This is a genomic window from Larkinella sp. C7, assembly GCF_006149005.1.
GTDB lineage: Bacteria > Bacteroidota > Bacteroidia > Cytophagales > Spirosomataceae > Larkinella.
Window position 1 is genome coordinate 135,445 of record NZ_VBSL01000004.1, and the last position, 26,136, is coordinate 161,580.

The following is a 26,136-nucleotide window of genomic DNA, read 5'->3' on the forward strand; positions in this document are numbered from 1 at the left end:
TGGCCTTGTTTCAATCTATTCCCTGTTTTTAATGATTGGTCTGCTATTTGCTATACAAAAGAGAAAGATACTATTGTGAACGAATGAAAGGAGATCAACTGGGGGAATTTGAGGAGTTGGTATTGCTCACCATCGCGTTTCTGTATGACGATGCCTACAGCGTGGCCGTCGTGGAAGCCCTCGGCCAGCGACTGGAGCGGCCCATGAGCCTGGGAGCGGTTCATCGCACCATGCAACGACTGGAAGAAAAAGGGTTGGTCAGTTCGCGGTTTGGCGAATCGACTGCCGAGCGCGGGGGTCGTCGGAAACGCCTGTTTACCGTGAGCGTGGCCGGCGAACAGGCCTTGCAGGAAGTGCGACGAATCCGCAACGAGTTGTGGGATGGGATTCCAAAAACCGCTTTCGGCGGCAGTATGTCATGAGTCAGAAACCGAACACACCCCAGCCGCCCCGCTGGGCCGAACGACTGCTGGAACGGATCATCGCGCCCCACCTTCGCGAAGAGCTGCTGGGGGATTTGTACGAATTGTTTCAGAAACGGGTTCGTCGCTTCGGGTCTTCCCAGGCCCGCTGGCTGTATGGGCTGGATGTGCTGCTGCTTTTGCATCCCCGACTCTGGCGCCGGAACTCCGCCAATCAACACTCCCGGCATCCTCAAACCACTGATTATTCAAACCCTGCCTTAATGAATATGCTCAGCAACCATTTCAAAATTGCCCTTCGGAAGCTCAACCGCAACCGGTCGCATGCCCTCATCAATGTGTTAAGTCTCAGCCTCGGCATGGCTTGTGTCATTCTGATTTTCACGCTGATCACCTACCACCTGAGTTTCGACACCTTCCACGCGCACCAGGATCGGATTTACCGGATTTACACGGAATTTCACGATGACAAAATCCGGTACAATACCGGCGTTCCCAATCCGCTTGGAACGACTTTTCGGAATGAACATCCAGCGGTCGAACACGTGGGGCGAATCGCTTTTTTGAAAAAAAGAGTGGTGGAGGTTTCGCCAGCGAAGAAATTTGAAGAAGACATTGCCTTTGCCGACCCCGAATTTCTGGACATTTTCAATTTCCCACTCGTGCAGGGAAATCCAAAAACCGTGTTGCACGAACGGAACACCGCCCTTCTAACAGAACGGGTCGCCCGGAAATATTTTGGTGACGAAGATCCCATCGGCAAACTTGTCCACGTCGATGACTCCCTGGTGGTCCGGATCACGGGCATTCTGCACGACCTTCCGCCCAACACGGATTTTCGCTCCGAAATGTTTATTCCCTTCGACAATTTGAAAGATCATACGCCCTGGATGGTGGAAAAAGACTGGTGGTTTAGTGTCAATAGTGAGATGCAGTGCTTCACCCGGCTGAAACCGGGCGCATCGGCCGCAACGATCGATGCCACGGTGCTTTCGGCGATTTCCGATAAATACTACAACCAGGACATGGCGAAGTATTTCCGGTTTAAGCTGCAACCCCTGGCCGATGTGCATTTTAACCCCAACCTGAAGGGATACACCGAGAAAAAAAATCTCTGGGCCTTTGGCTTGATTGGCTTTTTTCTGATCGTTACCACCTGTGTTAATTTCATCAATTTGTCCACGGCTCAGGCCCTCGGCCGCTCGAAGGAGATCGGGGTTCGAAAAGTACTGGGCAGTCGGCGGGGGGCACTTTTCTGGCAGTTTATGACCGAAACGGCGGTTATGGCCGGGCTGGCTACGGTTTTCGCTTTCCTGCTGGCCTATCTGGCCCTCCCCGCCGTGAACCGCCTGTTCGAAATTGAGCTGAGCCTGAATCCACTGAAGAATGTTTATCTGGTCACCTTCTTACCCATTTTGCTTCTGATCGTCATCTTCTTTTCGGGTACTTATCCCGGCCTGATTCTGGCGCGTTTTCAGCCCTTGCTGGCGTTGAAAGGAAAGATTTCGCCACGACAAATGGGTGGTTTTTCGCTGCGAAAGAGCCTGGTCGTCACCCAGTTTGCCATTTCGCAACTGCTCATCATCGGTACGTTGGTGATTGCGAATCAGCTCCGGTACTCCCGGCAGGCCGATCTGGGTTTCCAGAAAGACGCGATGGTCATTTTACCCGTTCCGAACAACCAGAAGTCGAACATCAATACGCTGCGTTCGCAGTTTTCCGAAGTGGCCGGGGTTGAAAACGTAACGTTTTTCGATACCGCCCCCGCATCCGAAGATGCGGGAAGCACCGGCATCCGTTTTGACACCCGAACCGAAAGCGAAACGTTTCCCATAACGATTAAAGCCGCTGACGATCAGTATGCCCCCACGTTTGGTCTGCAGATTCTGGCCGGGCGCAATCTACATCCTTCGGACACGATCCGTGAATACCTCGTGAATGAAAGTGCCGTAAAAGCCCTTGGATTGCCCTCTAACCAGGCTGTTGTTGGCAAAGATGCTTCGATCAACGGGCGGAAGGGAACCATCGTCGGCGTCATGAAAGATTTTCACAACCGGTCGTTTCACGCGGCTATCGACCCGCTTTGCATCACGACACGCAGCGAGAATTACAGCCATTGCGGGGTAAAAGTAAGTCTCGCCAATCTGGGGCCGACCCTCGCCGGGCTTGAAAAAAACTGGTCGGCGATGTATCCCTCGTCCATTTTTACCTACCGGTTTCTGGACGAGGACATTGCCCGGTTTTACAAGCTCGACAACATGATTCTGTGGCTGATTCAGGCCTTTTCCCTCATTGCCATCGTGATTGGCTGCCTGGGTCTCTACGGTTTGGTATCGTATATGGCTGCCCAGAAAACCAAGGAAATCGGAGTTCGCAAAGTTCTGGGAGCCAGCGTTTTCGGTATTTTGTGGTTATTTGGGAAAGAATTCTTCCAATTGCTGCTGATCGCTTTCGGGCTGGCGGCTCCGCTGGCGTGGTGGGTCATGAGTCGCTGGCTGAATGATTTTGTGTACCGGATTGAACTGGGAGCCGGTATTTTCGTTCCCGCGATTGCCATCACTTCTATCATTGCGGTCCTCACTGTGGGGTATCGATCGTTGCGGGCAGCGCTGGCCAATCCGGTGAAATCTCTCCGGTCGGAATAACGGTTTTCGTTGGTGGCAACGGTAAAAAAGTGGAAGATGTCAATAATTCAACTATATTTACCGTTGTTCACCTAAACGATACGTTAAAGGCTTTTTCTCATGCCCAATTACCTCGTAGTACTCGCCGGAATCCTGATCACCGGGACGTTGTCGGCCCAAACCGTTTGCCTGACCAAAGCGGAGCACGATGCGGCTTCTAAAAAGCTGGCGAAAGAATACGTTCAGGCACAAACGATCATCGATCCGGGTTTCCGAACGCGCCAACCCGGTTTTCGGACGGTTGATGAAATGGAGCCGAGCGAAAAAAAATGGTATGAACTGAGTGAGCAGTTTGGGAAAGACCTCAACCAGATGTTTAAGCAGGCCAATGTCTTGCAGGACACCACCTGTTACCTGATTGTCAACCTGTATGCCAACCCGGATGGCTCCCTAAACCGGGTTTTTTATGAAGTGGGCCGGAATTTCTCCGTTATGCGTTCCGACAGCCTGGCTACGCTCCGGTTGAAAGCGCGCATCGACCCGGTGTTGTGCCCGTGGTTTTCGACCTATCGTTTCCCCGTTACCGGCGACAAACCGTACCGCTTTTCCTCCGCGCTGGCGATTGGCAAACTGCCTTCCAAAAGAAAACTGCGGAAAGGGCCGGGGATTATGACTACGCTGGCAGAAGCCGAAAAAACCGCTCGTCCGGACACCGTTAAAAATCTGGTATTGAATACGTTGGAACTGAAGGAAGTCCCCGAGGTGATCTACCGGTTTCCGAATCTGGAAATTCTGGATTTGAGCGTCAACAGCCTCAGCGTGATCCCGGAAAAAGTGTTTCTGATTCCGACTTTAAAGCAACTCAATGTTTCCTCTAATCCGCTGGGCAACGAGGGGCTACACGTAGCCCGCAACAAACATTTGAAAATTCTGAATATTCAGTCGACCAAAATTACGGCGATTCCGAAAGCCGTCACCCGCAACCGGCGGCTGGAAAGTCTCTGGCTCGGTTTGAATGATTTTTCGGGAGGACTCAATACGGCACCCTTCCGCCGACTCCGCCGACTGAAAGACCTGAATCTGTACAAAGCGAAGCTGAATGTGCTGCCCAATCAAATCCGCAGGCTGCGACGGCTGGAGGTTCTGGATCTGTATTACAACAACTTACGCACACTACCGGATCGCCTGTGCCGCCTGCCACGGCTCCAGCAACTGGCCATTTCCAACAACAAACTCAATACATTGCCGGAAAACCTGGGTCGTTTGCGGAAACTTCAGGTGCTGTATACGCACCATAATTTTCTGGGTAGTTTACCCGCCAGCCTTCAGAAACTCTATTATCTACGGATTCTGGATGTCAGTCACAACGCTTTCGTCACGGTTCCCGACCCGGTTTTGACACTTCCTTACCTGGAAGAACTTGACCTGAGCCACAACCGCCTGACCGACCTGCCTTCCAGTCTGACCCGGATTCAAACGCTTAAGAAACTTTTCGTTCGCGGCAATCCCGTCAGCGAGCAAAAAACCGTTTCTGCCAACCTGATCAAACAGTTGGAAGGGAACAAAACGGAGGTTTTTTATTGAAGAATGGACGCGGCCTGGTCGACAGCATTCAGAACGGACTTCACCACACCCGGAAATTTTGTTTCCAACTCGTCCAGCCGGAGGGAAGTCAGGCACTGCGTACCTTCGGTTCGGGTGCGAATAATGCCAGCCTCGCGCAATACCCGTAAATGGTGCGACATCGTCGATTTGGCAACGGGGGTCGCAATGGCCCCGCAACGTTGCTCCGTCGCGTATTGATCCAGACTTCGCACAAAATTCAGCCGCACCGGATCACTCAGCGCGTGTAAAATACCGGTTAACGTAATCTGGTCGATGGTGGGATGTTGGTATTGCTTCATGCGGTTTTTCCTTTCATTTTGCCCGTAAATCAAAAAAGGTGTAGATACACTAATTGCTAATACAACGATCGGGTAGCTAAAATTAATTCACTTTTGGTCAGGAATATTCATTCCGGATGATTTTTTAGTGCAGCTATTTAGTTGATGTCATACACCAACCACTTTATCATGAAAAAACGGCACCCTCTACCTGATGTGGGGCTGGCTGGTGTTAGTCGACAGTGTGACGCATTACCTGCAGTTCCATCATTTCCGGGCATTGGATACGGTTAATTGACAGGAAATGAGATGCTTGAAGAACGGGACACCTTGCTGCATCAGCAGTTGCGTCTGGTCGTGTGTCCTTGTTGATCAGCATTCAGGAAGCGGTGTTTACGTTTCTGCACGAAAAAACGGGGCCACGGCGGGTAATCTGAGCGTTCAGATTACCAAACTGTAAGACGCGGGATACATTGAAGTGACGAAAGATAATTTCCTCCAAACCCTTTGTGAAATTACAGATTTGGGTCTTACGGCTTTTGAAAATTACGTAAACGCGCTGGAAAAATACATCAAAAAGTGACCTTCAACTTTTGTCGTCAGTCAGCGGCCTTTTCTCTCATTTAATTTGTACTTTACGGAGCAAACAGGCGATTCCAGCGTTCTGGAATCCTTTTCATCTTCATATCCTCCCGTTCCGGCCAATGCTCCGACACTACTGTACCGTTGTTTTCAGAACCATTCTCCGCAATAAAGTCTACACCGGCATCGTCGTAACCGGTCTGGCGTTGGGCATGGCGGCTTTCCTGCTCATCTCCGGTTACGTTCGCTTTGAACAGAGCTATGACCGGATTCACCCGGATGGCGAGCGGATTTACCGGGTCGAAAGTGTGTTTTTCAAGAATGGTGCCGAAACCGATCACTGGGCCACCAGTTCCAACGGCTACGTGCCGGCCATGAAGCAGGCCTTTCCGGAAATCGAGACCTACACCCGCATCGCCTGGCGCGGTTCGACCCGCGTGGTGCGGCACGAAGAAACCAAGTTTCGGGAGAACCACGTCTGTTTTGCCGATTCCAATTTTTTTACGTTTTTCAATTATCCGGTTCTCAAAGGCGATCGCAACACTTTTCTGGCGTCTCCGAACACGATTGTGATTTCGGAATCGGCGGCCCGGCGGTATTTTGGCAACACCGATCCGTTGGGAAAATACCTGGATGTCAGCACCATTGCCAGTTCGTACCACTGTCAGGTGACGGGCGTTTTTGCCGATCTGCCGCCCAACTCCACCATGCAGTTCGACATGTTGCTGTCTTGGACTACGTCGAACCGGCGGAACTGGGATTTCTGGTACCAGCACGAAAGTTATTCCTTTGTACGGCTTCGTCCGCAAGCCGATCCCGCCAGGGTGATCGCCAAGTTTCCGGCTTTGTCCGAAAAATACAAAACCGCCGAAGCCCTGCGCGATCATGTCTGGGCGATTTACCTCGTTCCCCTGCACGACATTCACCTGAACCCGGCTACGCAGAACGAAATCGAGGTGAAAGGCAATCGGCGGGCAGTTCAGTTTCTGTCGGCCATTGCCTTCGTGATCCTCATCATCGGTTGGGTCAATTACATCAACCTCTCGACCGCCCGGGCGATGGATCGGGCCAAAGAAATCGGGATTCGGAAAACCGTAGGTTCACACAAGGCCCTGCTGGTATTTCAGTTTTTGTTCGAATCGCTGCTGCTCAATGGGCTGGCGCTGGTGTTGGCGGTTATGCTCGTCGTTGTGGCTCATTTCGTTTTGCCCGTCTTTCTGGATCTGCAAAACGCATCGTTCGACTGGTCGGAACCCGGCCAGTACGGTCTTTTTGCCTTGATTTTCTGGTTTGGCGTGGCCATTTCCGGGATTTATCCGGCGCTGGTGCTGTCGCAGGTCAAACCGGCGCTGGCGTTGAAGGGGCAATACCGGTTTACGGGCAGCGGAGCGTTTTTGCGCAAAGGACTGGTCGTGTTTCAGTTTACTGCTTCGATGGTTTTGATTGTGGGCACCTTTGTCGCCTGGCATCAACTCTCGTTCATGATGAACCAGAGTCTGGGTGTTCGGGTCGATCAGGTTTTGGTGTTGAAAGCACCGGTGAAAACCGAGAACTACAGCCGGAAAACCCAGACGCTGAAAAACGAATTGAAAGCCATTCCGGGGATCACGGAGGTGACGGGTTCGGGTGCGGTTCCGGGCAAAGAAGTGGGGCAGATGCTGGCCAACCGTCGTTTGCACGAAGAACCCAGCGCCGACCGGCTGTATGAAATGCTGATGATCGACTTCGATTTTATCAAAACCTTCGATCTGAAACTGGTCGCGGGTCGTTCGTTCGACCGCAGCCGCCCCGCCGATTCGCTGGGGCTGGTGCTGAACGAATCGGCGGTGAAGCAGTTCGGTTTTCAGTCCAACGAACAGGCCATCGGCGAAAAAGTGCTGCTGGAATCGACGCACGACCGGCCGAACGAGATCATTGGCGTCGTCAAAGATTACCACCAGCAGTCGCTCCAAAAGCAATTCACGCCCCTGATTCTGTTCATGGACCCCGACTATCGCTGGCTGCCGACAGATTTTTATTCGCTGAAAATCAGTACCAGTCAGGTAGATGGGCTGGTCGAAAAAGTGCAGACCGTGTGGGGGCGGTTTTTTCCGGAATCGTCGATGGATTACTTTTTTCTGGATGATTTTTTCAACCAGCAATACCGGCAGGACCGGCAGTTTGGCCGAACATTTATCCTGTTTTCGTCGCTGGCGGTTTTGATTGCCTGCATGGGTTTGTTCGGGATGACGTCCTACAGCACGGCCCGTCGAACCAAAGAAATTGGCGTTCGGAAAGTCCTGGGGGCGTCGGTGACCAGCGTGTTGCGGTTGCTGGCCTGGGAATCCGTCCGCTTGCTGTTGCTGGCGGGCCTGCTGGCGATTCCGGTCTCGTGGTATCTGATGACGCAATGGCTGTCGGTTTACGCCTTTCGGATTGAACTAAACCCGATTCACTGGCTGGTGCCGATGCTGATTCTGGTGGTGATCGCTCTGGCAACCATTAGCTACCTGACAGTGAAAGCGGCACTGGCCAACCCGACTCAATCGTTGCAGAATGAATGATTTTAGAATGCCCCGATTGTGGATTTAACGTTAAGGTTAAATAGTTGATAATGATTCGGGTAACTAATTTGCTATAAACATTCGACGGCAACGGCCGACCGTCGCTACGCGGCCAATCATCTAATTCAATAACCAGTACCAAACTCACGGACTTCGATCTGTAAATCCATTTATGAAAATACGATTATTGATAGGCTTTTTCCTGGTCATTTCCGTTGGCGGTTACGCGCAGGCACCGGTTGCCAATCCCTTCATCAAAGAAAATTACACCAAGGTTGAATACCAGATTCCGATGCGGGATGGTGTCAAACTGTTCACGGCGGTCTATATTCCGAAAGATATTTCGGCCGAAAAAAAATATCCAATCCTGATGCAGCGGACGCCGTATTCCTGCCGGCCTTACGGCGCAGACCAGTTTCCGACCCGGCGGTTTGGCCCTTCCGAGTTTGTCATGAAAGACAAATACATCTTTGTGTATCAGGACGTTCGGGGTCGCTGGATGAGTGAGGGTGTTTTTCAGGAAATGACCCCGCAGCTTGTCAATAAAAAGTCCAAAACCGACGTAGACGAAAGCACGGATACCTACGATACGGTGGACTGGCTGATTAAAAATATTCCGAACAACAACGGAAAAGTCGGGCAGTGGGGCATCAGTTACCCCGGTTTTTACGCGTCGGTTGGGGCTTTGAGCGGGCATCCGGCGCTGGTGGCTTCTTCCCCGCAGGCCCCGATGGCCGATCTCTGGCGGGACGACAGCTACCACAATGGCGTTTTTCTAATCCCGCATAACTTCAATTTCTACCCCTATTTTACGAACCGGACGGACGGGAAGCCGACGAAAACCGCAGCGACGACCGAATTTAAGTACGGCACCGAAGACGGTTACGAGTTCTTCCTGAACCTCGGCCCGATGAAAAATTCGCAGAAACCGGAATTGTACGGCGGAAAAGATCCGTACTGGAACGGCAATCTGGCGCATCCGAATTACGACGAATTCTGGCAGTCGCGGAATATTTTGCCGCATTTGAAAGGCATCAAACACGCCGTCATGATTGTCGGCGGCTGGTACGACGCCGAGGATTTACACGGCATTTTCAAAACCTATGCGGCCATTGAAAAGCAGAACCCCGGCATTTACAATATTCTGGTGGCCGGTCCGTGGACGCACGGCGGCTGGAACGACACGGGTGAACAGTTGGGCAGCGTAAATTTTGGTGAAAAAACCGGGCCTTATTTTCAGGAAAACATTGAGCGGAAATTCTTCGCGTATTTCCTGAAAGGGGAGGGCGACGCCAAGTTCCCCGAAGCCCAGGTCTTTGAAACCGGAACGAACCAATGGCGCAGCTTCGATGCCTGGCCGCCCAAAGCCGCCGTCGAAAAGGACCTATACCTGCTGCCGGGTGGAAAACTGGCGTTTGAAGCTCCGGCAAAAAACACCGGTTTTTCAGAATTTGTCTCCGATCCGGCGAAACCGGTGCCGTTTACCGAAACCATCTCGCTCGACATGAACCGCGACTATATGGTGGAAGACCAGCGGTTTGCCGCCCGCCGTCCCGACGTACTGGTGTTCCAGACCGACGTGCTGGACAAAGACGTCACGCTGGCCGGTAACCTGCTCGCCAATCTGAAGGTCTCGACCACCGGAACTGATGCCGACTGGATCGTGAAGCTGATCGACGTGTATCCGGGCGATGCGAAAGACAACGCCAATACCGCTAAAAACGAGAAGATGAGCAGTTTTCAGCAGATGATCCGGCATGACGCATTCCGGGGCAAGTTCCGGGAAGACAAAACGAAACCCAAACCGTTCAAGCCGGGCGAGATTACCGCCGTCAACTACGAGCTGATCGATGTGCTGCATACCTTCAAAAAAGGCCACCGCATCATGGTGCAGGTGCAAAGCACGATGTTCCCGCTCTACGACCGTAATCCGCAGAAGTTTGTTCCCAATATCCACAATGCCAGCGAAACCGACTTTCAAAAAGCCATCCATCGGGTGTATGGCAGCAGCTTTTTGAAAGTTCGGGTTGTGGAGTAAATTCCTTTACAAACAGCCACCAACGGCTCCGTTCAGGTTGAAGCGAAACCGGTCTTCGGCATAATATTGCATGGTGTTGGGGGTGGTGCAACCGCCTTTGGCCACAATCGCGTCGTACGTGGCATTGTTGACGATAAAGAAATCTTTGGCCCCAATGCCCGTGGGCAAAATCCAGCTTAGTTGGAACTCAACGGTTTGGGTGGCCCCAACCGCCAGGGTGGCCAGACTGGATAGATCGACGCTCACCAGATTCGAGGCTTCGATACGCGAGGGCAGGGCTGAGTTGGAAAACCGGAACGAATACACCGGCGCCGGGCTTGCCGGGACCGCGCGTAAGCGTCTGAGTGTAGCCCGGATTTTAAAGGTGGCACTCGGACCCGCGGTGCTGAAAGCCTGGGAGGCTGCCAGGGTAACGGCACAATCGGCGGACGTCAGCGTTTTGATGACCGTCGGGCCGGCATTGGCCAGGATCTCGATGCTTTCAAAATTGAATTCCGGCGGATACCGCAGGCAGCGTTCCAGTTCGCAGGGGGAGGTGGTGGTAAAGTAGCAATAAATGTTTTTCGGAAGTCGGATAATAAGCCTTCCATAGATACTCCACGGATATTTTCGGAGATCCAACTCCTGAATAATCATCGGCAACGGTAAGGGGGTTGAGTAGTCCAGTACCTGGTAATCAATCTGAACAGCTTTGGGTGGAATGAGCTGGACATCAGGCAGATCGATGTTGCCTTCTTTGAGAAGCTTCGAAAGCGGGAAGGCTTCCGCCCTCAGAAACTGATCTTTTTCGCCGTAGAGAACCCGGATAATCGCCGGATTTTTGGCCTGTTTCAACCGTGAATATTGCTCCGGGCTGAGAGCGAACCGCGTGCCGTAATAACCCCCGTTCTTATCCTGTTTAACCGGTGGCGGGGGAACCGATTCAGCCGCTTTCTGATCAAGCAAAAGGGTTTTCCCATCCAGTCCTACCAGCCAGACTTTGAGTGAGTCATTCGGAACCTGATGGGGGGTGGGCGTGCAACGGAAAACCGACAGAATCAGCAGCGCCGAAGCAACGAAGGCGAGACGTTTCCACATGGCTTTGAAGGAGTTAGGATGAAGTCATACCGGTATGATCGGTACAATACTACCTTCTTTTTCGTCTGGGAAATCGTATTTATTAGGAAACGGTAAAACGATTACTGGAATGGTAATCTGACAGTTGAGCAAGAAGGTGGCATGCACTATCTTAAATAAACGACAAAACCCCGGCATCCGTCAGGAAACCGGGGCTTTCTCCAAAATCGGGGCATTACGACAGATACTTCCGCAGCATCCAGGCCATTTTTTCGTGCTCTTCCATCAGATTGGTCAGGAAGTCGGCGGTTCCGGCATCTTCCAGTTCCTCACACTTGCTGACGTCTTCCCGCAGCTCGCGGATCGATTGTTCGTGATCGTCCAGCAGCCGTTTGAACATATCTTCGGTCTTCACTTCGCTGCTTTTATCTTCCTTTAAACTGGTGTGTTTCAGGAAATCCTCCATCGTCGACAATGGCCGCCCCCCCAGGGTACGGATGCGTTCAGCCACTTCGTCGATGGCCGCTTCAAGCTGGGTGTATTGTTTCTCGAAAAACTCGTGGTATTCCAGAAAGCTCGGGCCGCTGACATTCCAGTGGTATTTCCGGGTTTTGATGTATAACACATGCTGATCGGCCAGAAGAGCATTCAACAGCTCGTTGACTTGTTTGAGGGTGTCCTGATCAAGACCAATGTTAAGTTTCATGTTGTGTGATGTCTTAAAATGAAAGGGCGGCTTTCCATCAGCAGCCTTTTCTAAAACCACTGAAACGCCGGTTTGTTTATCAAATGACCCAAACAACAGGCTGGCATTCCGGTTTAGAAGACAGGAAGTATAAAGAAAAAAGACAAGAGTAGCGGGAGGAGAGAAGGGGCAGTGGAATGAGACGAACGGTGTTTGTTTTTCTCTTGTCGGATTTCTCTACGCTTACTTCTGAAATCCAGTTTTAACAACGGTATGGCACAATCAAAATACAAAAAGTTCTTCACCGACGCGTGGACGCTGCTTTTGGGAACTTTCAACGGTTTTATGGACGACCGCGGCTTAAAACTGAGTGCCGCGCTGGCCTACTATACGGTTTTTTCCCTGGCACCCCTGCTGGTTTTACTGATTTCGATTACCAGCATATTTTACGGTGAAGAAGCCATCCGGGGCCAGGTTTTTTCGCAGATTAATGGACTGGTCGGCAATCAGGCGGCCAGTCAGATCCAGGAAATGATCAAAAGTGTGGAGCTTTCCGGAAAAACGAACATTGCTTTAATTACCGGTATTTTCACCCTGATCCTGGGTGCTACCAGCATTTTTGTGGAAATCCAGGATTCGATCAACCTGATCTGGCGGGTAAAAGCCAAGCCGAAACGCGGCTGGGTTAAAATATTGAAAGATCGGTTATTATCCTCTTCCCTGATCGTCAGCCTGGGCTTTTTATTGGTGGTATCCCTGATTGTCAATGGGATTGTCCTGGCCCTGAGTGACACGCTCACCCGCTATTTTCCGGGGCTGGCCATCATCTTTGTAGAAGCCCTCAATTTCCTGATCAGCTTCGCTGTCATCACGGTTTTATTTGGCGTGATCTTCAAAGTGTTGCCGGATGCCAAAATTGCCTGGAAAGACATTCGCTGGGGGGCTATTTTCACCGCCCTGCTCTTCATGCTGGGGCGGTATTTGATCGGACTTTACATCGAAACCACCAGCACCGGCTCCACCTACGGGGCCGCTGGATCACTAATCGTTATTCTGGTCTGGATTTATTATACGGCCGCCATCCTGTATTTCGGTGCTGAATTCACGCAGGTGTATGCAGAGCATTACGGCATCAAAATCGAGCCTGCGGATTATGCGGTGTATGTCGAACAACAGGAGAAAGAGCGGGAAGTGCGAACGTTGCCCCCGCAAAAAAACACCGAACCCGTCAAAGAAGACTAATTAGACCAGGTCCGTGTACCCGTATTCTTTTCGAAGAATTTCCTTTACAATCGTTTCTTCCTCGTCGTCCAAACCGTCGATGGTCAAATCCGACGCGTCCGGTTCAACGGTTATGGCATGCTTTTTCTCTTTGTTCAGAAAAGGCATGCGTTTTTCCATCACCTCGGCTGCGTCCTGCTGTAGTTTTTCCTGCTGTGGAGTCATAGGGGTAGAAATCTTAATACACTGAAAACCGTAAACCGTAAAAGTTATGATTTACGTTGCTCTTTCGCCCAGGTGTCCTTCAACGTGACGGTCCGGTTGAACACCAGTTTTTCGTTGGATGAGTCCGGATCGATGCAGAAATACCCTTTGCGGATAAACTGAAAACGATCCCCAGCCTGGGCGGTTTTCAAGGAAGGCTCCACGTAAGCCCGCACAACTTCGAGTGATTTGGGGTTGATAAACTCCTTGAAATCACGGTCTTCGGATGAGGGGTCTTCACTCGTCAGCAGCCGGTCATACAGCCGGACTTCGGCTTCGATGGTGTGGGCCACCGAAACCCAGTGAATTGTACCTTTCACGTTGATGCCCGACGTATCCGAACCGCTGCGGCTTTCGGGAATGTATACGCAGTGCAGTTCTACAATCTCTCCTTCATCATTCTTAACGACTTCCTCGCATTTGATGATGTAAGCGCCTTTTAACCGTACCATGCCGCCGGGCGACAACCGGAAGTATTTTTTGGGCGGATTTTCCAGGAAATCATCCCGTTCAATGTAGAGTTCCCGCGAAAAAGGCACGTTGCGGTGGCCACTTTCGTGGTCTTCGGGGTTGTTCTCAATCGCTACTTCATCGACCTGACCTTCCGGATAATTGGTCAACACCACTTTGATCGGTTGTTCGTCGACCACCGCCATCACCCGTGTTGTGGTTTTGTTCAGCTCTTCCCGGATGCAGAATTCGAGCAGACCCACGTCGATCAGGTTGTCGCGCCTGGCAATCCCGATCCGGTCGGCAAACTCCCGAATGCTGGCGGAGGTGTAGCCGCGACGGCGAATCCCGGCAATGGTTGGCATCCGCGGATCATCCCAGCCGCTGACGTGACCTTCGTTGACCAGTTGCAGCAGTTTCCGCTTGCTCATGACGGTATACGTCAGGTTCAGCCGCGCAAATTCGATTTGCCGGGACGGGAAAATTCCCAGTTTCTCGATATACCAGTCGTAAACCGGCCGGTGAACTTCAAACTCCAGGGTGCAAAGCGAGTGCGTAATCTGCTCGATGGAATCCGATTGCCCGTGGGCAAAATCGTACATCGGATAAATGCACCACGCATCGCCCGTCCGGTGGTGATGGGCGTGTTTGATCCGGTACATGATCGGGTCGCGGAAGTGCATGTTGGGCGACGCCATATCGATTTTGGCGCGCAATACCTTGGCTCCATCGGGAAATTCTCCGGCTTTCATCCGACGAAACAGATCCAGATTTTCTTCGACCGAACGCGTCCGGTACGGGCTATCTTTTCCCGGTTCCGTTGGTGTACCTTTCTGAGCAGCAATCACTTCCGCCGTCGAGTCATCGACGTAGGCGTATCCTTTCTGAATCAGATTCTCGGCAAAAGCGTAGAGCTGATCGAAATAATCCGACGCATAGAACTCATTTTCCCATTCGAAACCCAGCCAGCGGACATCGGCTTTGATCGACTCAACGTACTCGGTATCCTCCGTAACGGGGTTGGTGTCGTCGAAGCGGAGGTTGGTTTTTCCGCCGTATTTATCGGCCAGCCCAAAATTCAGACAAATGGATTTGGCGTGACCGATGTGCAAATAGCCGTTGGGTTCGGGCGGAAAGCGCGTGTGAACACGGCCTCCGTTTTTACCGCTGGCAATATCTTCTTCAACAATTTGCTCGATAAAATTCAGCGAACGTTCCGCAGGGGCATCGCTCCGGCGTTCCGATTCGTTGGAAATACGGTTATTGGTATCGTTGGGTACTTCAGGCATACCGCTTGAATCAGGGGTGAAAGGACTAATTTACAGCCTTCGGTTGGCTTTGGCAAAAGGAAGACTAATTACGACGGCTCATTTCGTCCCGAATCTTGGCGGCTTTTTCGTATTCCTCCTTTTTCAGGGCTTCATCCAGCGATTGCTGCAACTCGTCGTGCGTCATGTCTTTCAGTTGTTCGGTCAGCGAGCGGGACGAGCGGGACGCGGGCTGGGGAACCAGTTCTTCCTGTTCCTCGCTTTCGTCGGTGACGCTGGCGGTGATGCCGGCTTCTGAAAGGATGGATTCGTAGGTGTAAATCTGAACGTTAAACCGGATGCCAATCGCGATGGCGTCGGACGGGCGGGCATCGACCACGGTTTCCCGTGTGCCGTCGGTGCAAACGATTCTGGCGAAGAAGATCCCTTCCCGCAGGTCGGAAATCACGATTTCGCGAACCGTAAAGCCGAATTTGTCAGCAAATGATTTGAAGAGGTCGTGGGTCATCGGGCGGTTGGGCACAATCTTCTCGATCTCGATGGCAATGGCCTGAGCTTCAAACATACCGATGATGATTGGCAACCGGCGGTTCCCATATTCTTCTCCCAACACCAATGCAAACGAACCCGACTGCGATTGGCTGGGTGACAAACCTAAGATTTCAAGTCTAATCTTCTCCACGGCGCAAAGTTAATAGAGTTTGGGAGTTTAGCGGTTGGCGGGTTTAGGAGTTTTTTCACCAGAAACTAAAAAAATCCAAATTCGCCAACCGTTAAACGTCCCAATGCCCCAAATTACAACTCCTGTACCGCTTTCGTCAGGCGGGGCAGTACCTCGAACACATCGCCGACGATGCCATAGTCCGCCGATTTGAAAAACGGTGCTTCAGGGTCTTTGTTGATAACTACAATGACCTTCGATGAGTTCACACCGGCCAAATGCTGAATGGCACCGGAAATCCCGCAGGCCATGTAGAGATTCGGGCTGATTTTGATCCCGGTTTGTCCGACGTGCTCGTGGTGGGGCCGCCAGTCCAGGTCCGAAACCGGTTTTGAACAGGCCGTGGCCGCGTGCAGCGCCTTCGCCAGATCTTCGACGATTCCCCAGTTTTCCGGGCCTTTCAGTCCACGACCCGCCGAAACAACCAGATCCGCTTCGGGCAGGAGAATGTCGCCGGAAGCTTTTTCAACGTTGGTCACTTTAACAGCAAAATCAGTGTCATTCAAAGCCGGTTTGAATGCTTCAACCGTCGCGGTGGCTTCGGTTTCTTCCGGCGTAATGGTATTTTTCTTGATTGCCAGAATTTTTTTCTCCGCCGTCAATTCCGTGAAGGCAAACGCTTTTCCGGTGAAAATGCTGCGCTTCACCCGAAAACCGCTGCTCACATCCGGCAACTCGATCACGTTGGCTGCCAGGCCGGCTTTCAGTTTTCCGGCCAGCCGGGCCGCCATCGAATCGGCCAGGGATGATTTGGCCAGCACAATCACGTCGGCTCCTTCCTGATTGGCCGCTTCGGCCACCACACTGGCGTAGGCCATCGCGTTGCCTTCGTTCAGTTGGGCATCGCTGGCGTGCAGCACTTTGGTCGCACCAAACCGACCGGCTTTCGCCAGTTCGTCGGCCTTGCCTTCGCCCAGGACAATGGCGGTGGCGGATGTGCCGGTAAGGGCGGCTACTTTTGAACCGTAGTATATAGCTTCGAGCGATGATTTCTTCAACGCACCTTCGTCGAGTTCTGCAAAAATTAAGACTGACATTTTAGTATGGCTTTAAAGGTTGGGAATCGGTTAGTACACAGGGTGATCAGGGGACATCAGAGGTTATCAGAGAGTAAAACCTGATTGACCGCCGGGCGGCCCCGTCTGATTTTCTCTGATTAACCCTGTGTAATAACTCTCATTTATATCACTTTCGCTTCGGTTCGCAACAACTTGATCAGCGTTTCGGCTTCCGAAGCGGGGATCATTTTGCAGGCACCGCGGGCGGGCGGGAGTTCGTAGTTGGCAATGTGGGTGAGGGTATCTTTACCCGTGGGTTCCACCACCTTCAGCGGTTTGGTCCGGGCGCTCATGATGCCGCGCATGTTCGGAATTTTCCATTCGGCAATTGGTTCCTGACAGCCCAGTACCAGCGGCAGACCGGCTTCCAGTTCCTCGTGACCGCCTTCGATTTCCCGCGTGATTTTCGCCGTTGAACCGTCGATGGCCAACTTCATAACCGGCGAGATGGACGGAAGCCCCAGCATTTCGCCCACAATGCCGTGGACCTGACCGCCGTTGTAGTCGATGGATTCACGGCCCATCAGAATCAGGTCATAGCTGTTTTCTTTGGCAATCGCGGCAATTTGCTCGGCCACGAAATAGGCGTCGGTAGGCTCGGCGTTGACTCGGATGGCATCGTCGGCCCCAATGGCGAGACACTTCCGAATCACCGGATCGGCGTCGGATTCACCCACGTTCAAAACCGTGACGGTGCCGCCCAGTTGCTCTTTCAACTCGACGGCCCGCGAAAGGGCGTAATCGTCGTAAGGGCCGGTAATAAACTGCACACCGGCTTTATTCAGTTTGGTATTGTTATCCGTGAGGGTAATTTTGGTGATCGTGTCCGGAACACTGGTGACACACACTAAAATCTTCATGTTGCTGTGGTTTAGAGGTGATGGCGGCAAAAATACAAACTTGTCTCCAATAAAACGTATGCGTGCATACTAATATTTGGTAATGGGCTATTCGGGTTTAGTATACCGTTTGTAGACCCTTTGTTCGTATTACGCCGATTAACCGCAAACTGTAAATGAAAGAAAAAATGAATGACAATCGAATTCAACTGTTGCTTCGCTACATAGAAGAACAACCCGAAGATCCTTTCAATGTTTACGCCCTGGCAATGGAGTACCGTGACGAGCAGCCCGACCAGGCGCTGCTGTATCTCAAACAGTTGCTAGCGGAACATCCGACCTACCTGGCGACTTATTACCACGCGGCTGCACTTCTGGCGGAACAGGGGGATCGTTCGGGGGCTGAAGGAATTTATGAGCGGGGTATTGAACTCGCCAAAGCGCAAAAAAATGAGAAGGCTGTTCAGGAATTGAGCCGGGCTTACCGGGCGTTTCAGGATGATGACGATTACTGACGATGCGTTGACCATTTGATTATCTTTGTACAGAAAACGATTTTAATGGAATGGGAACACGGATTGAACGGATCAAAACGGTTTAACACAGATTAAAAACCGTTTTGATCCGTTCAATCCGTGTTCCCATTCAAATGCTAACCGAATGACCAAATCAAACTTGCCCCAGGCGTTTCGCCACCCTTACGAATTTGATCCCCAATTCAAGAAATCCGTTGCGTATTTTTCAATGGAATTTGCCATCGACCAGGCTTTAAAGACCTATTCCGGTGGTTTGGGTTTTCTGGCCGGATCGCACATGCGGAGTGCCTATGAACTGAAGCAGAATGTGATCGGTATCGGCATGCTCTGGAAATATGGGTATTACGACCAGACCCGCAAAACCGACAACGCGATGGATGTGCTGTTCCGGGAAAAAATCTACAGTTTTCTGGAAGATACCGACATCAAATTCACCATCGACGTCCACCATACGCCGGTTTGGGTCAAGGCCTATTACCTCAATCCCAAACACTTCAACACGGTTCCGATGTTTTTTCTGACCACGGACATTGAAGGCAACGACTGGATGGCCCGCTCCATTACGCACCGTTTATACGACAGCATTACGTCGGCTAAAATTGCGCAGTGTATGGTGCTGGGCCTGGGCGGGGCGAAATTGCTGGATGAGTTGACGTACGAACCGGACGTGTATCACCTCAACGAAGCCCACGCGGTGTCGGCGGCTTTTCACCTGTACCAGAAATACGGTAGCGCAGACGAAGTGCGCAAACGGATGGTTTTTACAACCCACACCCCCGAAGAAGCCGGCAACGAGAAGCACGACATCAACCAGTTGAATGTCATGAGTTTCTTTGGAAAAGTACCGCTCGAAACCGTGCGGGAAATCACCGGTATCGAAGACAATGTGTTCAATCACTCGCTGGCAGCTTTGCGACTAAGCCGGAAGGCCAACGCGGTTTCCAAACTGCACGGTGAGGTGTCGCGGCACCTGTGGGGTTCATACAGCGGCATTCCCGAAATAACGCACGTGACCAATGCCCAGAACCAACGGTATTGGGCTGACGCAGAACTGGAACAGGCCCGAAAAAAGAGCGATGGAAAAGCCATAGCGGAACGGAAGAAAAGCCTGAAAGCAACCCTTTTCAAAACGGTGGCTGATCAGTGCGGCAAATTGTTCGACCCGGAGGTGCTGACGATTGTCTGGGCCAGACGGTTTGCGGGCTACAAACGCCCGGATCTGCTGGTGCAGGACGACGAACGGTTTCACCACCTGATGAATCATCCCAACTATCCCATTCAGTTCATCTGGGCCGGAAAACCGTACCCGACCGACGAAAGTGCCACGCACATCTTCAATTCGCTGGTGTACCGGAGTCACCTCCACAAAAACATGGCGGTTTTGACGGGCTACGAACTGGCGTTATCGAAGCAGCTGAAAGACGGTGCTGATCTGTGGCTGAACACGCCCGTGGTGACCCGCGAAGCTTCCGGCACCAGCGGTATGACGGCAGCCATGAATGCCGGAATCAATTTTTCCACCTTCGACGGCTGGATATGCGAGTTTGCCGAGCATCAGAAAAATGCGTTCATCGTGCCGGTGGCCCAACCCGGTTTGTCGCCCGAAGAACGGGATGCGCACGACCGGAACCACTTCTTCGATCAACTGGAACACGAAATCATGCCGCTCTACTACGAAAAACCGGCTGACTGGCATCGCCTGACGCTGCAAAGCATGAACGACGTCAACGCGTTTTTCAACTCGAACCGCATGGCGACGGAGTATTATCAGAAAGTGTATTGATGCGCTGTGAGTATTGACGGGCTTGCAATCAGGCAATGGGCCAGGTTGACTGCCCTTCGTGGTAGACATTCGTCAAACCGCCCAGCCGGGCGCGTCCCTGCCAGTCGTAGTCCAGTTGGTCGAGGCCCAGCATGGCAATGTCTTCCAGGGTGACGATCCGTTTGTCCGGTTTGAGGGTGCCGCCAAACTCACCGGGCCGGGCTGAGGGGTTCCACTGGTACTGCGGATCGACCAGCGTCCCGCGCGGATACATGATGCCCGGTTGGCCTTTCCCGATCAGGTTGAGGTCGAGCGGGTGGCCGTCGGGCGTTCCCGGAACCAGCCCCCAGCCGTGGCCGACTTCGTGGGCTTCGGTGGTCGAACCGTCGAAACCGACATTGTCGAGCCGGAAAAAACCGGTGTTGCTGTTGCGGCCATCCATGTAGGAAATACCGCCCAGCGGGTTGTCGGTTTCGGTTTCGATCCGGAAAAACAGCTTTTTATAGTCGCGGTTTTTGTGCAGCAGCGGTCGCGGGTCTTCGCTGTAAAAACCGCTCACCTGAAACCGGATGAGGTAATCCGTATCATCCAGCGACAGAATGATTTCGGGGCGATCCCAAACCCGCCCGACGTTGTAGGCAATCCGCTGGGCGAGATCGTCCGAAGCAACCGACCCGTAGAGATACAGTTCTGCGAAAACCGTCAGGGTCTGTTCGGATTCGTTTTTATAAACATTATAGTTTCCCAGTATCTGGGGGAGCAACAGCGTTGGCATTTTCCTGCGACAGAGAGATACACACTTGAACCTGATCTACTAACGATGGTGGGGCAGCTATGGTGTTACAGTCTGCGTTTTACCCAAAAAAACGCATCTTAAAGTCGGGCCACCAATTCTTTCATCAAGGCCGTCAGGCGGGGTTCGGCCACGGCGGCAGCGGCCAGAATTTTCGGCAGGCTGGCTTTTTCGAGCATTTCGGGAATGCACAAATCCGTGATGACCGAGCAGGCAAACACCTTCAAACCCATCTGGTGCGCAACAATTACCTCCGGGACGGTCGACATGCCAACGGCATCGGCACCGAGTTGGCGAAGCAGCCGGTATTCGGCTTTGGTTTCCAGTTGGGGGCCGGTCACCCCAGCATACACGCCTTTCTGAATCGGAAATCCCAGTTTTTTCGCAATCGACCGGGCCAGCCAGACCATATCCTTACCATAGGGTTCGCTCATGTCGGGAAACCGGTCGCCAAACTGGGGCGAATTCTGACCCCGCAGCGGACTTTCGGGTAAAAACAGGCTGATGTGGTCTTCGATGATCATCAGATCACTGACGTCGAAAGCAGGGTTTAGTCCACCGCTGGCGTTGGAAATGAGCAGGGTTTCGATGCCCAGCCACTTCATCACCCGCACCGGAAACGTCACCTGTTGCATCGAATAGCCCTCGTAATAGTGAAACCGTCCCTGCATCACCACGACCGGTTTTTCTGACAACGTGCCGAAAATCAACTGGCCGGAATGCGATTCGACGGTGGAGAGCGGAAACCCCGGAATGGAGGCATACGGGATGGCCACGTCGATTTCTACTTCGTTGGCGAGGGCTCCCAAACCGGTGCCGAGAATGATGCCAATGGCTGGTTGCGTGGGATGGAAAGACCGGATGAGGTCGACGGCTTTCAGAACAGACTCAATCATAGGAGGTTAGGATTTGAATGATCAGTAAAATGGAGGGTTTACAATCCAATGTTTTTTCCCACGACATACCCCGTGGTCCAGGCATTCTGGAAATTAAAACCGCCCGTAATCCCGTCGACATTCAGGACTTCGCCCGCAAAGAACAAGCCCGGCTGTGTCCGGCTTTCGAGCGTTTCGGGCTTGACGTTGTCGGTGGGAATCCCGCCACAGGTCACAAATTCTTCTTTGAACGTACTTTTTCCGGAAACCGTATGGGTGTTGTTGGTCAGCAGGTTGATAAGCCGGTTCTGGGCTTTGGCGGGGAGATCGGACCACCGTTCGGTTGGCGAAATACCGGCTTCGGTGGCCAGTGCCGACCACAGGCGGGCAGGCAAGCCAAAGAGCGATTGGGTGGCTACCTGCTTTTTCGGATGTTGCTGCCGGAATGCCTGCATCTGTTCCCGAACCTGGTTTTCGTTCAGGGCACCGAGCCAGTTGATGCGGATTTCGTGGCAGTATTGCACCTCCGCCAGATCGCGGGCGGCCCAGGCCGAAAGCCGCAGCACCGCCGGACCGCTGAAACCCCAGTGCGTAATCAGCACCGGCCCGCGTTGTTCCTGCTTCGTGCCGGCAATGCGGATCACCGCGTCCGGCACGGCAACCCCCGCCAGCGCCAGCAACGGATTGTCGGGGGTGTTGAACGTAAACAGCGACGGCACCGGCGGAACGAGTGTTTCCTTTTCGGGTTCATCCTGTCCCGGAATCCAGCCGTAGGAAGCCGCCTGCGGATAACCGCCAACGGCCACCAGAATGCGGTCGGCCAGGAGGATTTCGTCGGTAAGGGTTTCGATCTGCCATTGGTCATCCGGTCGGGTGATCGTTTTGACTCCGCAACTGGTCCGAATCCGGATTTTTAACCGGGCGGCTTCCTGGAGTAAACACGAAATAATGGTTTCGGACGAATCGGTAACCGGAAACATTCGGCCGTCGGCTTCGGTTTTCAGGCGGACCCCCCGGCTCTCAAACCAGGTGACGGTGGCGGTGGCATCGAACTGTTTGAGGAGCGGCCGCAGGAAAGTCTCCCCGCGCGGGTAGTTTTTGACCAGTTTGCGGTTATCGAAACACGAGTGGGTGACGTTGCAGCGCCCTCCGCCCGAAATCCGGACCTTGTTCAGAACGGCTTTACTTTTTTCGAGTAAGGTGATTTCGGCATCCGGAAAGGTTTCGGCGGCTGTGATGGCACCAAAAAATCCGGCAGCACCGCCACCGATAACAACAATTTTTAAGGTTGGCATGCGGTTCAACTGGGAGTGGGCAAGAAAGACAAAATTAATAACCTTTATCTTGTATTCGGTAACAATTATCGGCGGTCATCTATTGATTGTATTCGTAACTTAGCACCATGTTTTTTCGTTCGTCATTTCGTGCCCGACGCTATCACCAGCGCGGATTTCGGTTGCGTGGCAATACGCTGCTGCTGTTGTTTGTCTTTTTTCTGATTGGATTGTTTCTCCACTACGGCGGTCGGACTGAGCCCGTTGTGGCTTTCTGGAACGATGTCAAAAGTCTGGTGGGCCTCAAATCGCCCCGCCATGAATCGCAGGGTAATCCCTACAAAGCCCCCGAACCCACGCCGGAGGTGGCCACGGACAACACCGATACCGAAGCGAGTGACGACCGTTCGATGCTGGAAAAAGCGAAGTCGGAGGGGAGAACAACGCGAACCGATCCGAAAAAAAGTGAGCGAAAGAAGCTGTTTGATTTTGAAAAGGCCGTTGATTTTACGCTGCCCGCTTTCCAGCCCACCGACGCCATCATTCGGCACGACGGCTATACGCTGCGCTACCGGGAAGAATACGAACAGGCCGATTGGGTGTCGTATCCGTTGCTGGAAGACGAGATTCTGGGAGACGCCGACCGGAAAAACGAGCAGTTTCAGCCCGATCCGCTGGTTGAAACCGGCTCGGCGCTGTCGTCGGATTACACCCGATCCGGCTACGACCGGGGTCACCTGGCCCCGGCGGGCGACTTCAAATTCTCGAAGGAGATGATGCAGCAAACGTTTTACATGAGCAACATCAGTCCGCAGGTGCCGGATTTTAACCGGGGCATCTGGAAAAAACTGGAAGAGCAGGTGCGGGTCTGGGCATTGCGCGACAAAGGGCTGTATGTCGTTACAGGGCCGGTTTTGCGTCCCGGATTGCCGACCATCGGCAAGAAAAACCAGATCGCTGTTCCGGAATATTACTACAAAGTGATCCTGTACTGCAACAACCCCGACATCCGTATGATTGCTTTTCTGCTGAAAAACGAGGAGTCGGATCGCTCCCTGAAACAGTTTGTGGTTACGGTCGATGAAGTGGAAAAACGAACCGGGATCGACTTCTTCCCCACGATTCCCGACAAAATGGAACAGCAACTGGAAAGCGCCCGGCCTTCCCAGCAGGTGGCAAACTGGTTTAGTTTCTAATAGCGGTTGAGCACCCTAAAATACCATTTCAGATACTGATTCCTGCACTTTAAAGATTTCTGCGTTTCCCTGACGAAGAAAGTTGAATTACTTGTAACCGATTTAAGTAATTCACCCATCCCGTTTATCGACATGTACGCAGGACCGACTCCTTTTAACTCGTTAAAAACGATTTTGAATATTGCTCTGAACGGCAACAAAGACCACGTCGAGGCCATTTGCCAACGAATGGGCATCAATCCGAACGAATTATACGATCATGTGTGTCAGGCGATGGAGTACGGAACGGGGTACCTGCAAACCCAGCCCCTCGCCGAGCAGTCCCGCGCCATCGTGCTGCGCCGGCTCGATAATCAGCAATCCGCTCAAATCGAAGATGTGGCCGACGAACTGGGGCTGTCGGTTCGGTCGCTGCAACGCCGGTTGCAGGCGGAGGACGTCACCTTCCGCGAAATTATCGACCGCGCCCGCCGGGACATTGCCCTGCGTCTGATCCGCACCAATCAGCACAATATCAACGAGATTGCCTTTGTTATGGGCTACGATGAACCGAGTTCATTTCGCCGGGCCTTCAAAAAATGGACGGGCCACAACCCGAAAGCCTACCAACTGGCGACGTATTAATTTACGGTATTCGGTTTACGGTTTACGGAGGCTGACGCGTTCACATGTATGCGTCAGCCTCCGTAAACCGAATACCGTAAACCGTCATCACCGGACAGCGGTTTTGAAATGCTTATCCATAAACCGCAGATACTGAGCCCAGTCGTACCATAAGACATCGTGGCCGCCCGACCGCATGTGGTAGCCAATCCGGCCCTGAACGGACACGTTGCGGGCGGGCATCGTCTGGGTTGGTAAACCATCGGTCCCTAAAAACCGGTAGACCGCGTCGGCCGCTTGGGCTGAGGCAAATTCCCCCACCGGATCGGAGCCTTTGTCGTCCTCGGCACTGGCAATGTAAACCGGTCGCGGGGCCACCAGGCCAATCACCAGGTGCTGATCGAAGGGGAGCAGCGTGTCCTGATCCATGTATTTCCGAAAATTGCCGCAGAACCAGTGCGGAAAGACGGTATTCAGTCGTCGGATGTTTTCGCCCACGCCCCGGCGGAACAGCTTGGCCCCACCCGCCCCCGACTCGTTGCTGAGCACCATCGCAAACCGCTCATCGGTAGCCCCCGCCCACAAAGCCGCTTTTCCCAACCGCGACCATCCGAATAAAGTCACCCGTTTGGCCTGGATGGCGGGGTCGGTTTGCAGATAATCCATAATCCGGCTCAGGCCCCAGGCCCAGGCGGCAATGGTGCCAAAATTATCGCCCTGTTTCTGAAAGTCGGGATAGAGCGTGTGAACGCCCGTCGAAAAGCCGGTGGTCCGCTCGTCGGACGCAATGTCTTCGCGGTAGGCCGTCACGAGGGCATACCCCCGGCCCAGAATGCTGTCGATGGGCCACTGCCGGGCATTGATGCCCCGACAGGCTTCGGTGGAACGGTGGTCGACCACGCAGGAGACATCGACGTACGGATTGTGGCGGCTCGACTCCATCCAACTCGTCGAAATCCGGATGCCGGGATCGGCATGGATGCTGTGGTTGCCCCAGAAGTTAAGCCCCAGAATGGCCGGAACCGGTTTTTTTGCCTGATTCGGGATATACAGCAACACATCGATCCGCGGACCGTCGGCCTGCCCGTTCAGAAAGATGGCAACCTGTTTGCGGGTTGCTTTTCCGCCCAGTGCCTTCGGATCGGTATCGAACACGCTGAACGTCATTTGCAGGGGTTTGGCGGGCGACTGACCGTACATCTCATGGGCAAACATCGCCAGCAACTCGGGGCGTCGTGCGGTTTTCCATTGGTGGACGGACGTGACCCGGCGACCGTCTTGCATCGTGAACGGATCGGGCAGGGGAACGATCTGAGCCTGAATAACAAGGCTGTTGGCAAGCAGGAAAAGGGCGAAAAGGGCGGTTTTCATGGCGTGCAGTTTACTCATTTTCCGGATCATGCTCAAAACGTCCGCTAAAAAGAGAAAATTCTGCCAACAGTG

Annotated in this window: 23 protein-coding genes; 11 read left to right on the top strand and 12 right to left on the bottom strand. The window is 52.8% G+C overall.

The window, feature by feature from the left end; genetic code table 11:
* The first annotated feature begins 83 nt into the window (after positions 1-83).
* The 3 genes from FH871_RS11560 to FH871_RS11570 all read left to right on the top strand — a co-directional run bounded on the left by FH871_RS11560 (position 84) and on the right by FH871_RS11570 (position 4,630).
* The gene (locus FH871_RS11560) at positions 84-422 is read left to right on the top strand and encodes a PadR family transcriptional regulator (RefSeq protein WP_138991595.1); all 339 of its coding nucleotides are present in this window, start codon (positions 84-86) and stop codon (positions 420-422) included.
* The gene (locus tag FH871_RS11565; RefSeq protein WP_229317223.1) at positions 377-3,067 is read left to right on the top strand and encodes an ABC transporter permease; all 2,691 of its coding nucleotides are present in this window, start codon (positions 377-379) and stop codon (positions 3,065-3,067) included. The genes FH871_RS11560 and FH871_RS11565 overlap by 46 nt, the downstream gene beginning before the upstream one ends.
* 99 nt (positions 3,068-3,166) lie before the next feature.
* The gene (locus FH871_RS11570) at positions 3,167-4,630 is read left to right on the top strand and encodes a leucine-rich repeat domain-containing protein (protein WP_138991596.1); all 1,464 of its coding nucleotides are present in this window, start codon (positions 3,167-3,169) and stop codon (positions 4,628-4,630) included.
* Here the strand turns inward: FH871_RS11570 and FH871_RS11575 are convergent.
* Positions 4,624-4,950, bottom strand: a complete 327-nt coding sequence (locus tag FH871_RS11575; protein WP_138991597.1) for a helix-turn-helix transcriptional regulator — start codon at positions 4,948-4,950, stop codon at positions 4,624-4,626. The two genes, FH871_RS11570 and FH871_RS11575, sit on opposite strands and share 7 nt — an antisense overlap.
* Before the next feature lie 457 nt (positions 4,951-5,407).
* On the opposite strand from FH871_RS11575, the gene FH871_RS33775 reads away from it, so the two are divergent.
* From FH871_RS33775 to FH871_RS11590, 3 genes are all read left to right on the top strand, one after another.
* The gene (locus FH871_RS33775; protein WP_229317225.1) at positions 5,408-5,512 is read left to right on the top strand and encodes a transcriptional regulator; all 105 of its coding nucleotides are present in this window, start codon (positions 5,408-5,410) and stop codon (positions 5,510-5,512) included.
* A 121-nt stretch (positions 5,513-5,633) separates the two neighbouring features.
* Positions 5,634-8,054, top strand: coding sequence for an ABC transporter permease (locus FH871_RS11585; RefSeq protein WP_138991598.1), 2,421 nt, complete (start codon positions 5,634-5,636; stop codon positions 8,052-8,054).
* 172 nt (positions 8,055-8,226) lie between these two features.
* Entirely contained in the window at positions 8,227-10,092 is a 1,866-nt protein-coding gene (locus FH871_RS11590) for a CocE/NonD family hydrolase (RefSeq protein WP_138991599.1), read from the top strand.
* A 6-nt stretch (positions 10,093-10,098) separates the two neighbouring features.
* On the opposite strand, the gene FH871_RS11595 is transcribed toward FH871_RS11590, so the two are convergent.
* A complete protein-coding gene (locus FH871_RS11595) occupies positions 10,099-11,169 on the bottom strand; it encodes a hypothetical protein (protein ID WP_138991600.1) in 1,071 nt (356 codons plus the stop codon).
* Positions 11,170-11,383: 214 nt separating this feature from the next.
* Positions 11,384-11,854 carry a Dps family protein gene (locus FH871_RS11600; protein ID WP_138991601.1) on the bottom strand — a complete coding sequence of 157 codons (471 nt, stop codon included), beginning with the start codon at positions 11,852-11,854 and terminating at the stop codon, positions 11,384-11,386.
* 252 nt (positions 11,855-12,106) lie between these two features.
* Here FH871_RS11600 and FH871_RS11605 point away from each other — a divergent pair, with 252 nt between their 5' ends.
* Positions 12,107-13,075 carry a YihY/virulence factor BrkB family protein gene (locus FH871_RS11605; RefSeq protein WP_138991602.1) on the top strand — a complete coding sequence of 323 codons (969 nt, stop codon included), beginning with the start codon at positions 12,107-12,109 and terminating at the stop codon, positions 13,073-13,075.
* Here FH871_RS11605 and FH871_RS11610 read toward each other — a convergent pair whose 3' ends face one another.
* The 5 genes from FH871_RS11610 to FH871_RS11630 all read right to left on the bottom strand — a co-directional run bounded on the left by FH871_RS11610 (position 13,076) and on the right by FH871_RS11630 (position 17,675).
* Positions 13,076-13,279, bottom strand: coding sequence for a hypothetical protein (locus FH871_RS11610; RefSeq protein ID WP_138991603.1), 204 nt, complete (start codon positions 13,277-13,279; stop codon positions 13,076-13,078). It abuts the gene before it with no gap.
* Positions 13,280-13,323: 44 nt separating this feature from the next.
* The gene (locus tag FH871_RS11615) at positions 13,324-15,057 is read right to left on the bottom strand and encodes a glutamine--tRNA ligase/YqeY domain fusion protein (protein WP_138991604.1); all 1,734 of its coding nucleotides are present in this window, start codon (positions 15,055-15,057) and stop codon (positions 13,324-13,326) included.
* Positions 15,058-15,121: 64 nt separating this feature from the next.
* Entirely contained in the window at positions 15,122-15,718 is a 597-nt protein-coding gene (locus FH871_RS11620) for a bifunctional nuclease family protein (RefSeq protein WP_114408903.1), read from the bottom strand.
* A gap of 113 nt (positions 15,719-15,831) precedes the next feature.
* Positions 15,832-16,794, bottom strand: coding sequence for an electron transfer flavoprotein subunit alpha/FixB family protein (locus tag FH871_RS11625; protein WP_138991605.1), 963 nt, complete (start codon positions 16,792-16,794; stop codon positions 15,832-15,834).
* A 143-nt stretch (positions 16,795-16,937) separates the two neighbouring features.
* Positions 16,938-17,675, bottom strand: coding sequence for an electron transfer flavoprotein subunit beta/FixA family protein (locus tag FH871_RS11630; protein ID WP_138991606.1), 738 nt, complete (start codon positions 17,673-17,675; stop codon positions 16,938-16,940).
* A gap of 167 nt (positions 17,676-17,842) precedes the next feature.
* Between FH871_RS11630 and FH871_RS11635 the strand changes: the two genes are divergently transcribed.
* Entirely contained in the window at positions 17,843-18,169 is a 327-nt protein-coding gene (locus FH871_RS11635; protein WP_138991607.1) for a tetratricopeptide repeat protein, read from the top strand.
* A gap of 145 nt (positions 18,170-18,314) precedes the next feature.
* Positions 18,315-19,973, top strand: a complete 1,659-nt coding sequence (gene glgP / locus FH871_RS11640; protein WP_138991608.1) for an alpha-glucan family phosphorylase — start codon at positions 18,315-18,317, stop codon at positions 19,971-19,973.
* 28 nt (positions 19,974-20,001) lie between these two features.
* Here the strand turns inward: glgP and FH871_RS11645 are convergent, their stop codons facing one another.
* The 3 genes from FH871_RS11645 to FH871_RS11655 all read right to left on the bottom strand — a co-directional run bounded on the left by FH871_RS11645 (position 20,002) and on the right by FH871_RS11655 (position 22,915).
* Positions 20,002-20,727: a peptidase M10 gene (locus FH871_RS11645; RefSeq protein ID WP_138991609.1), complete on the bottom strand. Its 726-nt coding sequence runs from the start codon at positions 20,725-20,727 to the stop codon at positions 20,002-20,004.
* Between the two features lie 98 nt (positions 20,728-20,825).
* Entirely contained in the window at positions 20,826-21,641 is an 816-nt protein-coding gene (locus FH871_RS11650) for a purine-nucleoside phosphorylase (protein WP_138991610.1), read from the bottom strand.
* A gap of 38 nt (positions 21,642-21,679) precedes the next feature.
* Positions 21,680-22,915, bottom strand: coding sequence for an NAD(P)/FAD-dependent oxidoreductase (locus FH871_RS11655; protein WP_138991611.1), 1,236 nt, complete (start codon positions 22,913-22,915; stop codon positions 21,680-21,682).
* 107 nt (positions 22,916-23,022) lie between these two features.
* On the opposite strand from FH871_RS11655, the gene FH871_RS11660 reads away from it, so the two are divergent.
* A complete protein-coding gene (locus FH871_RS11660) occupies positions 23,023-24,090 on the top strand; it encodes a DNA/RNA non-specific endonuclease (protein WP_138991612.1) in 1,068 nt (355 codons plus the stop codon).
* A gap of 174 nt (positions 24,091-24,264) precedes the next feature.
* Entirely contained in the window at positions 24,265-24,714 is a 450-nt protein-coding gene (locus FH871_RS11665; protein ID WP_171062825.1) for a helix-turn-helix transcriptional regulator, read from the top strand.
* An 87-nt stretch (positions 24,715-24,801) separates the two neighbouring features.
* Here FH871_RS11665 and FH871_RS11670 read toward each other — a convergent pair whose 3' ends face one another.
* Positions 24,802-26,082 carry an acetylxylan esterase gene (locus FH871_RS11670; protein WP_212768219.1) on the bottom strand — a complete coding sequence of 427 codons (1,281 nt, stop codon included), beginning with the start codon at positions 26,080-26,082 and terminating at the stop codon, positions 24,802-24,804.
* Between the last annotated feature and the right edge of the window lie 54 nt (positions 26,083-26,136).

Excerpts from the sequence above, each read along its gene's own strand:
- FH871_RS11615 (WP_138991604.1), bottom strand. The coding sequence starts at position 15,057 with ATGCCTGAAGTACCCAACGATACCAATAACCGTATTTCCAACGAATCG.
- FH871_RS11590 (WP_138991599.1), top strand. The coding sequence starts at position 8,227 with ATGAAAATACGATTATTGATAGGCTTTTTCCTGGTCATTTCCGTTGGC.
- FH871_RS11595 (WP_138991600.1), bottom strand. The coding sequence starts at position 11,169 with ATGTGGAAACGTCTCGCCTTCGTTGCTTCGGCGCTGCTGATTCTGTCG.
- FH871_RS11605 (WP_138991602.1), top strand. The coding sequence starts at position 12,107 with ATGGCACAATCAAAATACAAAAAGTTCTTCACCGACGCGTGGACGCTG.
- FH871_RS11585 (WP_138991598.1), top strand. The coding sequence starts at position 5,634 with ATGCTCCGACACTACTGTACCGTTGTTTTCAGAACCATTCTCCGCAAT.
- FH871_RS11575 (WP_138991597.1), bottom strand. The coding sequence starts at position 4,950 with ATGAAGCAATACCAACATCCCACCATCGACCAGATTACGTTAACCGGT.
- FH871_RS11645 (WP_138991609.1), bottom strand. The coding sequence starts at position 20,727 with ATGCCAACGCTGTTGCTCCCCCAGATACTGGGAAACTATAATGTTTAT.
- FH871_RS11570 (WP_138991596.1), top strand. The coding sequence starts at position 3,167 with ATGCCCAATTACCTCGTAGTACTCGCCGGAATCCTGATCACCGGGACG.
- FH871_RS11670 (WP_212768219.1), bottom strand. The coding sequence starts at position 26,082 with ATGAGTAAACTGCACGCCATGAAAACCGCCCTTTTCGCCCTTTTCCTG.
- FH871_RS11660 (WP_138991612.1), top strand. The coding sequence starts at position 23,023 with ATGTTTTTTCGTTCGTCATTTCGTGCCCGACGCTATCACCAGCGCGGA.
- FH871_RS11635 (WP_138991607.1), top strand. The coding sequence starts at position 17,843 with ATGAATGACAATCGAATTCAACTGTTGCTTCGCTACATAGAAGAACAA.
- FH871_RS11630 (WP_138991606.1), bottom strand. The coding sequence starts at position 17,675 with ATGAAGATTTTAGTGTGTGTCACCAGTGTTCCGGACACGATCACCAAA.
- FH871_RS11600 (WP_138991601.1), bottom strand. The coding sequence starts at position 11,854 with ATGAAACTTAACATTGGTCTTGATCAGGACACCCTCAAACAAGTCAAC.
- FH871_RS11610 (WP_138991603.1), bottom strand. The coding sequence starts at position 13,279 with ATGACTCCACAGCAGGAAAAACTACAGCAGGACGCAGCCGAGGTGATG.
- FH871_RS11655 (WP_138991611.1), bottom strand. The coding sequence starts at position 22,915 with ATGCCAACCTTAAAAATTGTTGTTATCGGTGGCGGTGCTGCCGGATTT.
- FH871_RS11625 (WP_138991605.1), bottom strand. The coding sequence starts at position 16,794 with ATGTCAGTCTTAATTTTTGCAGAACTCGACGAAGGTGCGTTGAAGAAA.
- FH871_RS11560 (WP_138991595.1), top strand. The coding sequence starts at position 84 with ATGAAAGGAGATCAACTGGGGGAATTTGAGGAGTTGGTATTGCTCACC.
- FH871_RS11650 (WP_138991610.1), bottom strand. The coding sequence starts at position 21,641 with ATGATTGAGTCTGTTCTGAAAGCCGTCGACCTCATCCGGTCTTTCCAT.
- glgP (WP_138991608.1), top strand. The coding sequence starts at position 18,315 with ATGACCAAATCAAACTTGCCCCAGGCGTTTCGCCACCCTTACGAATTT.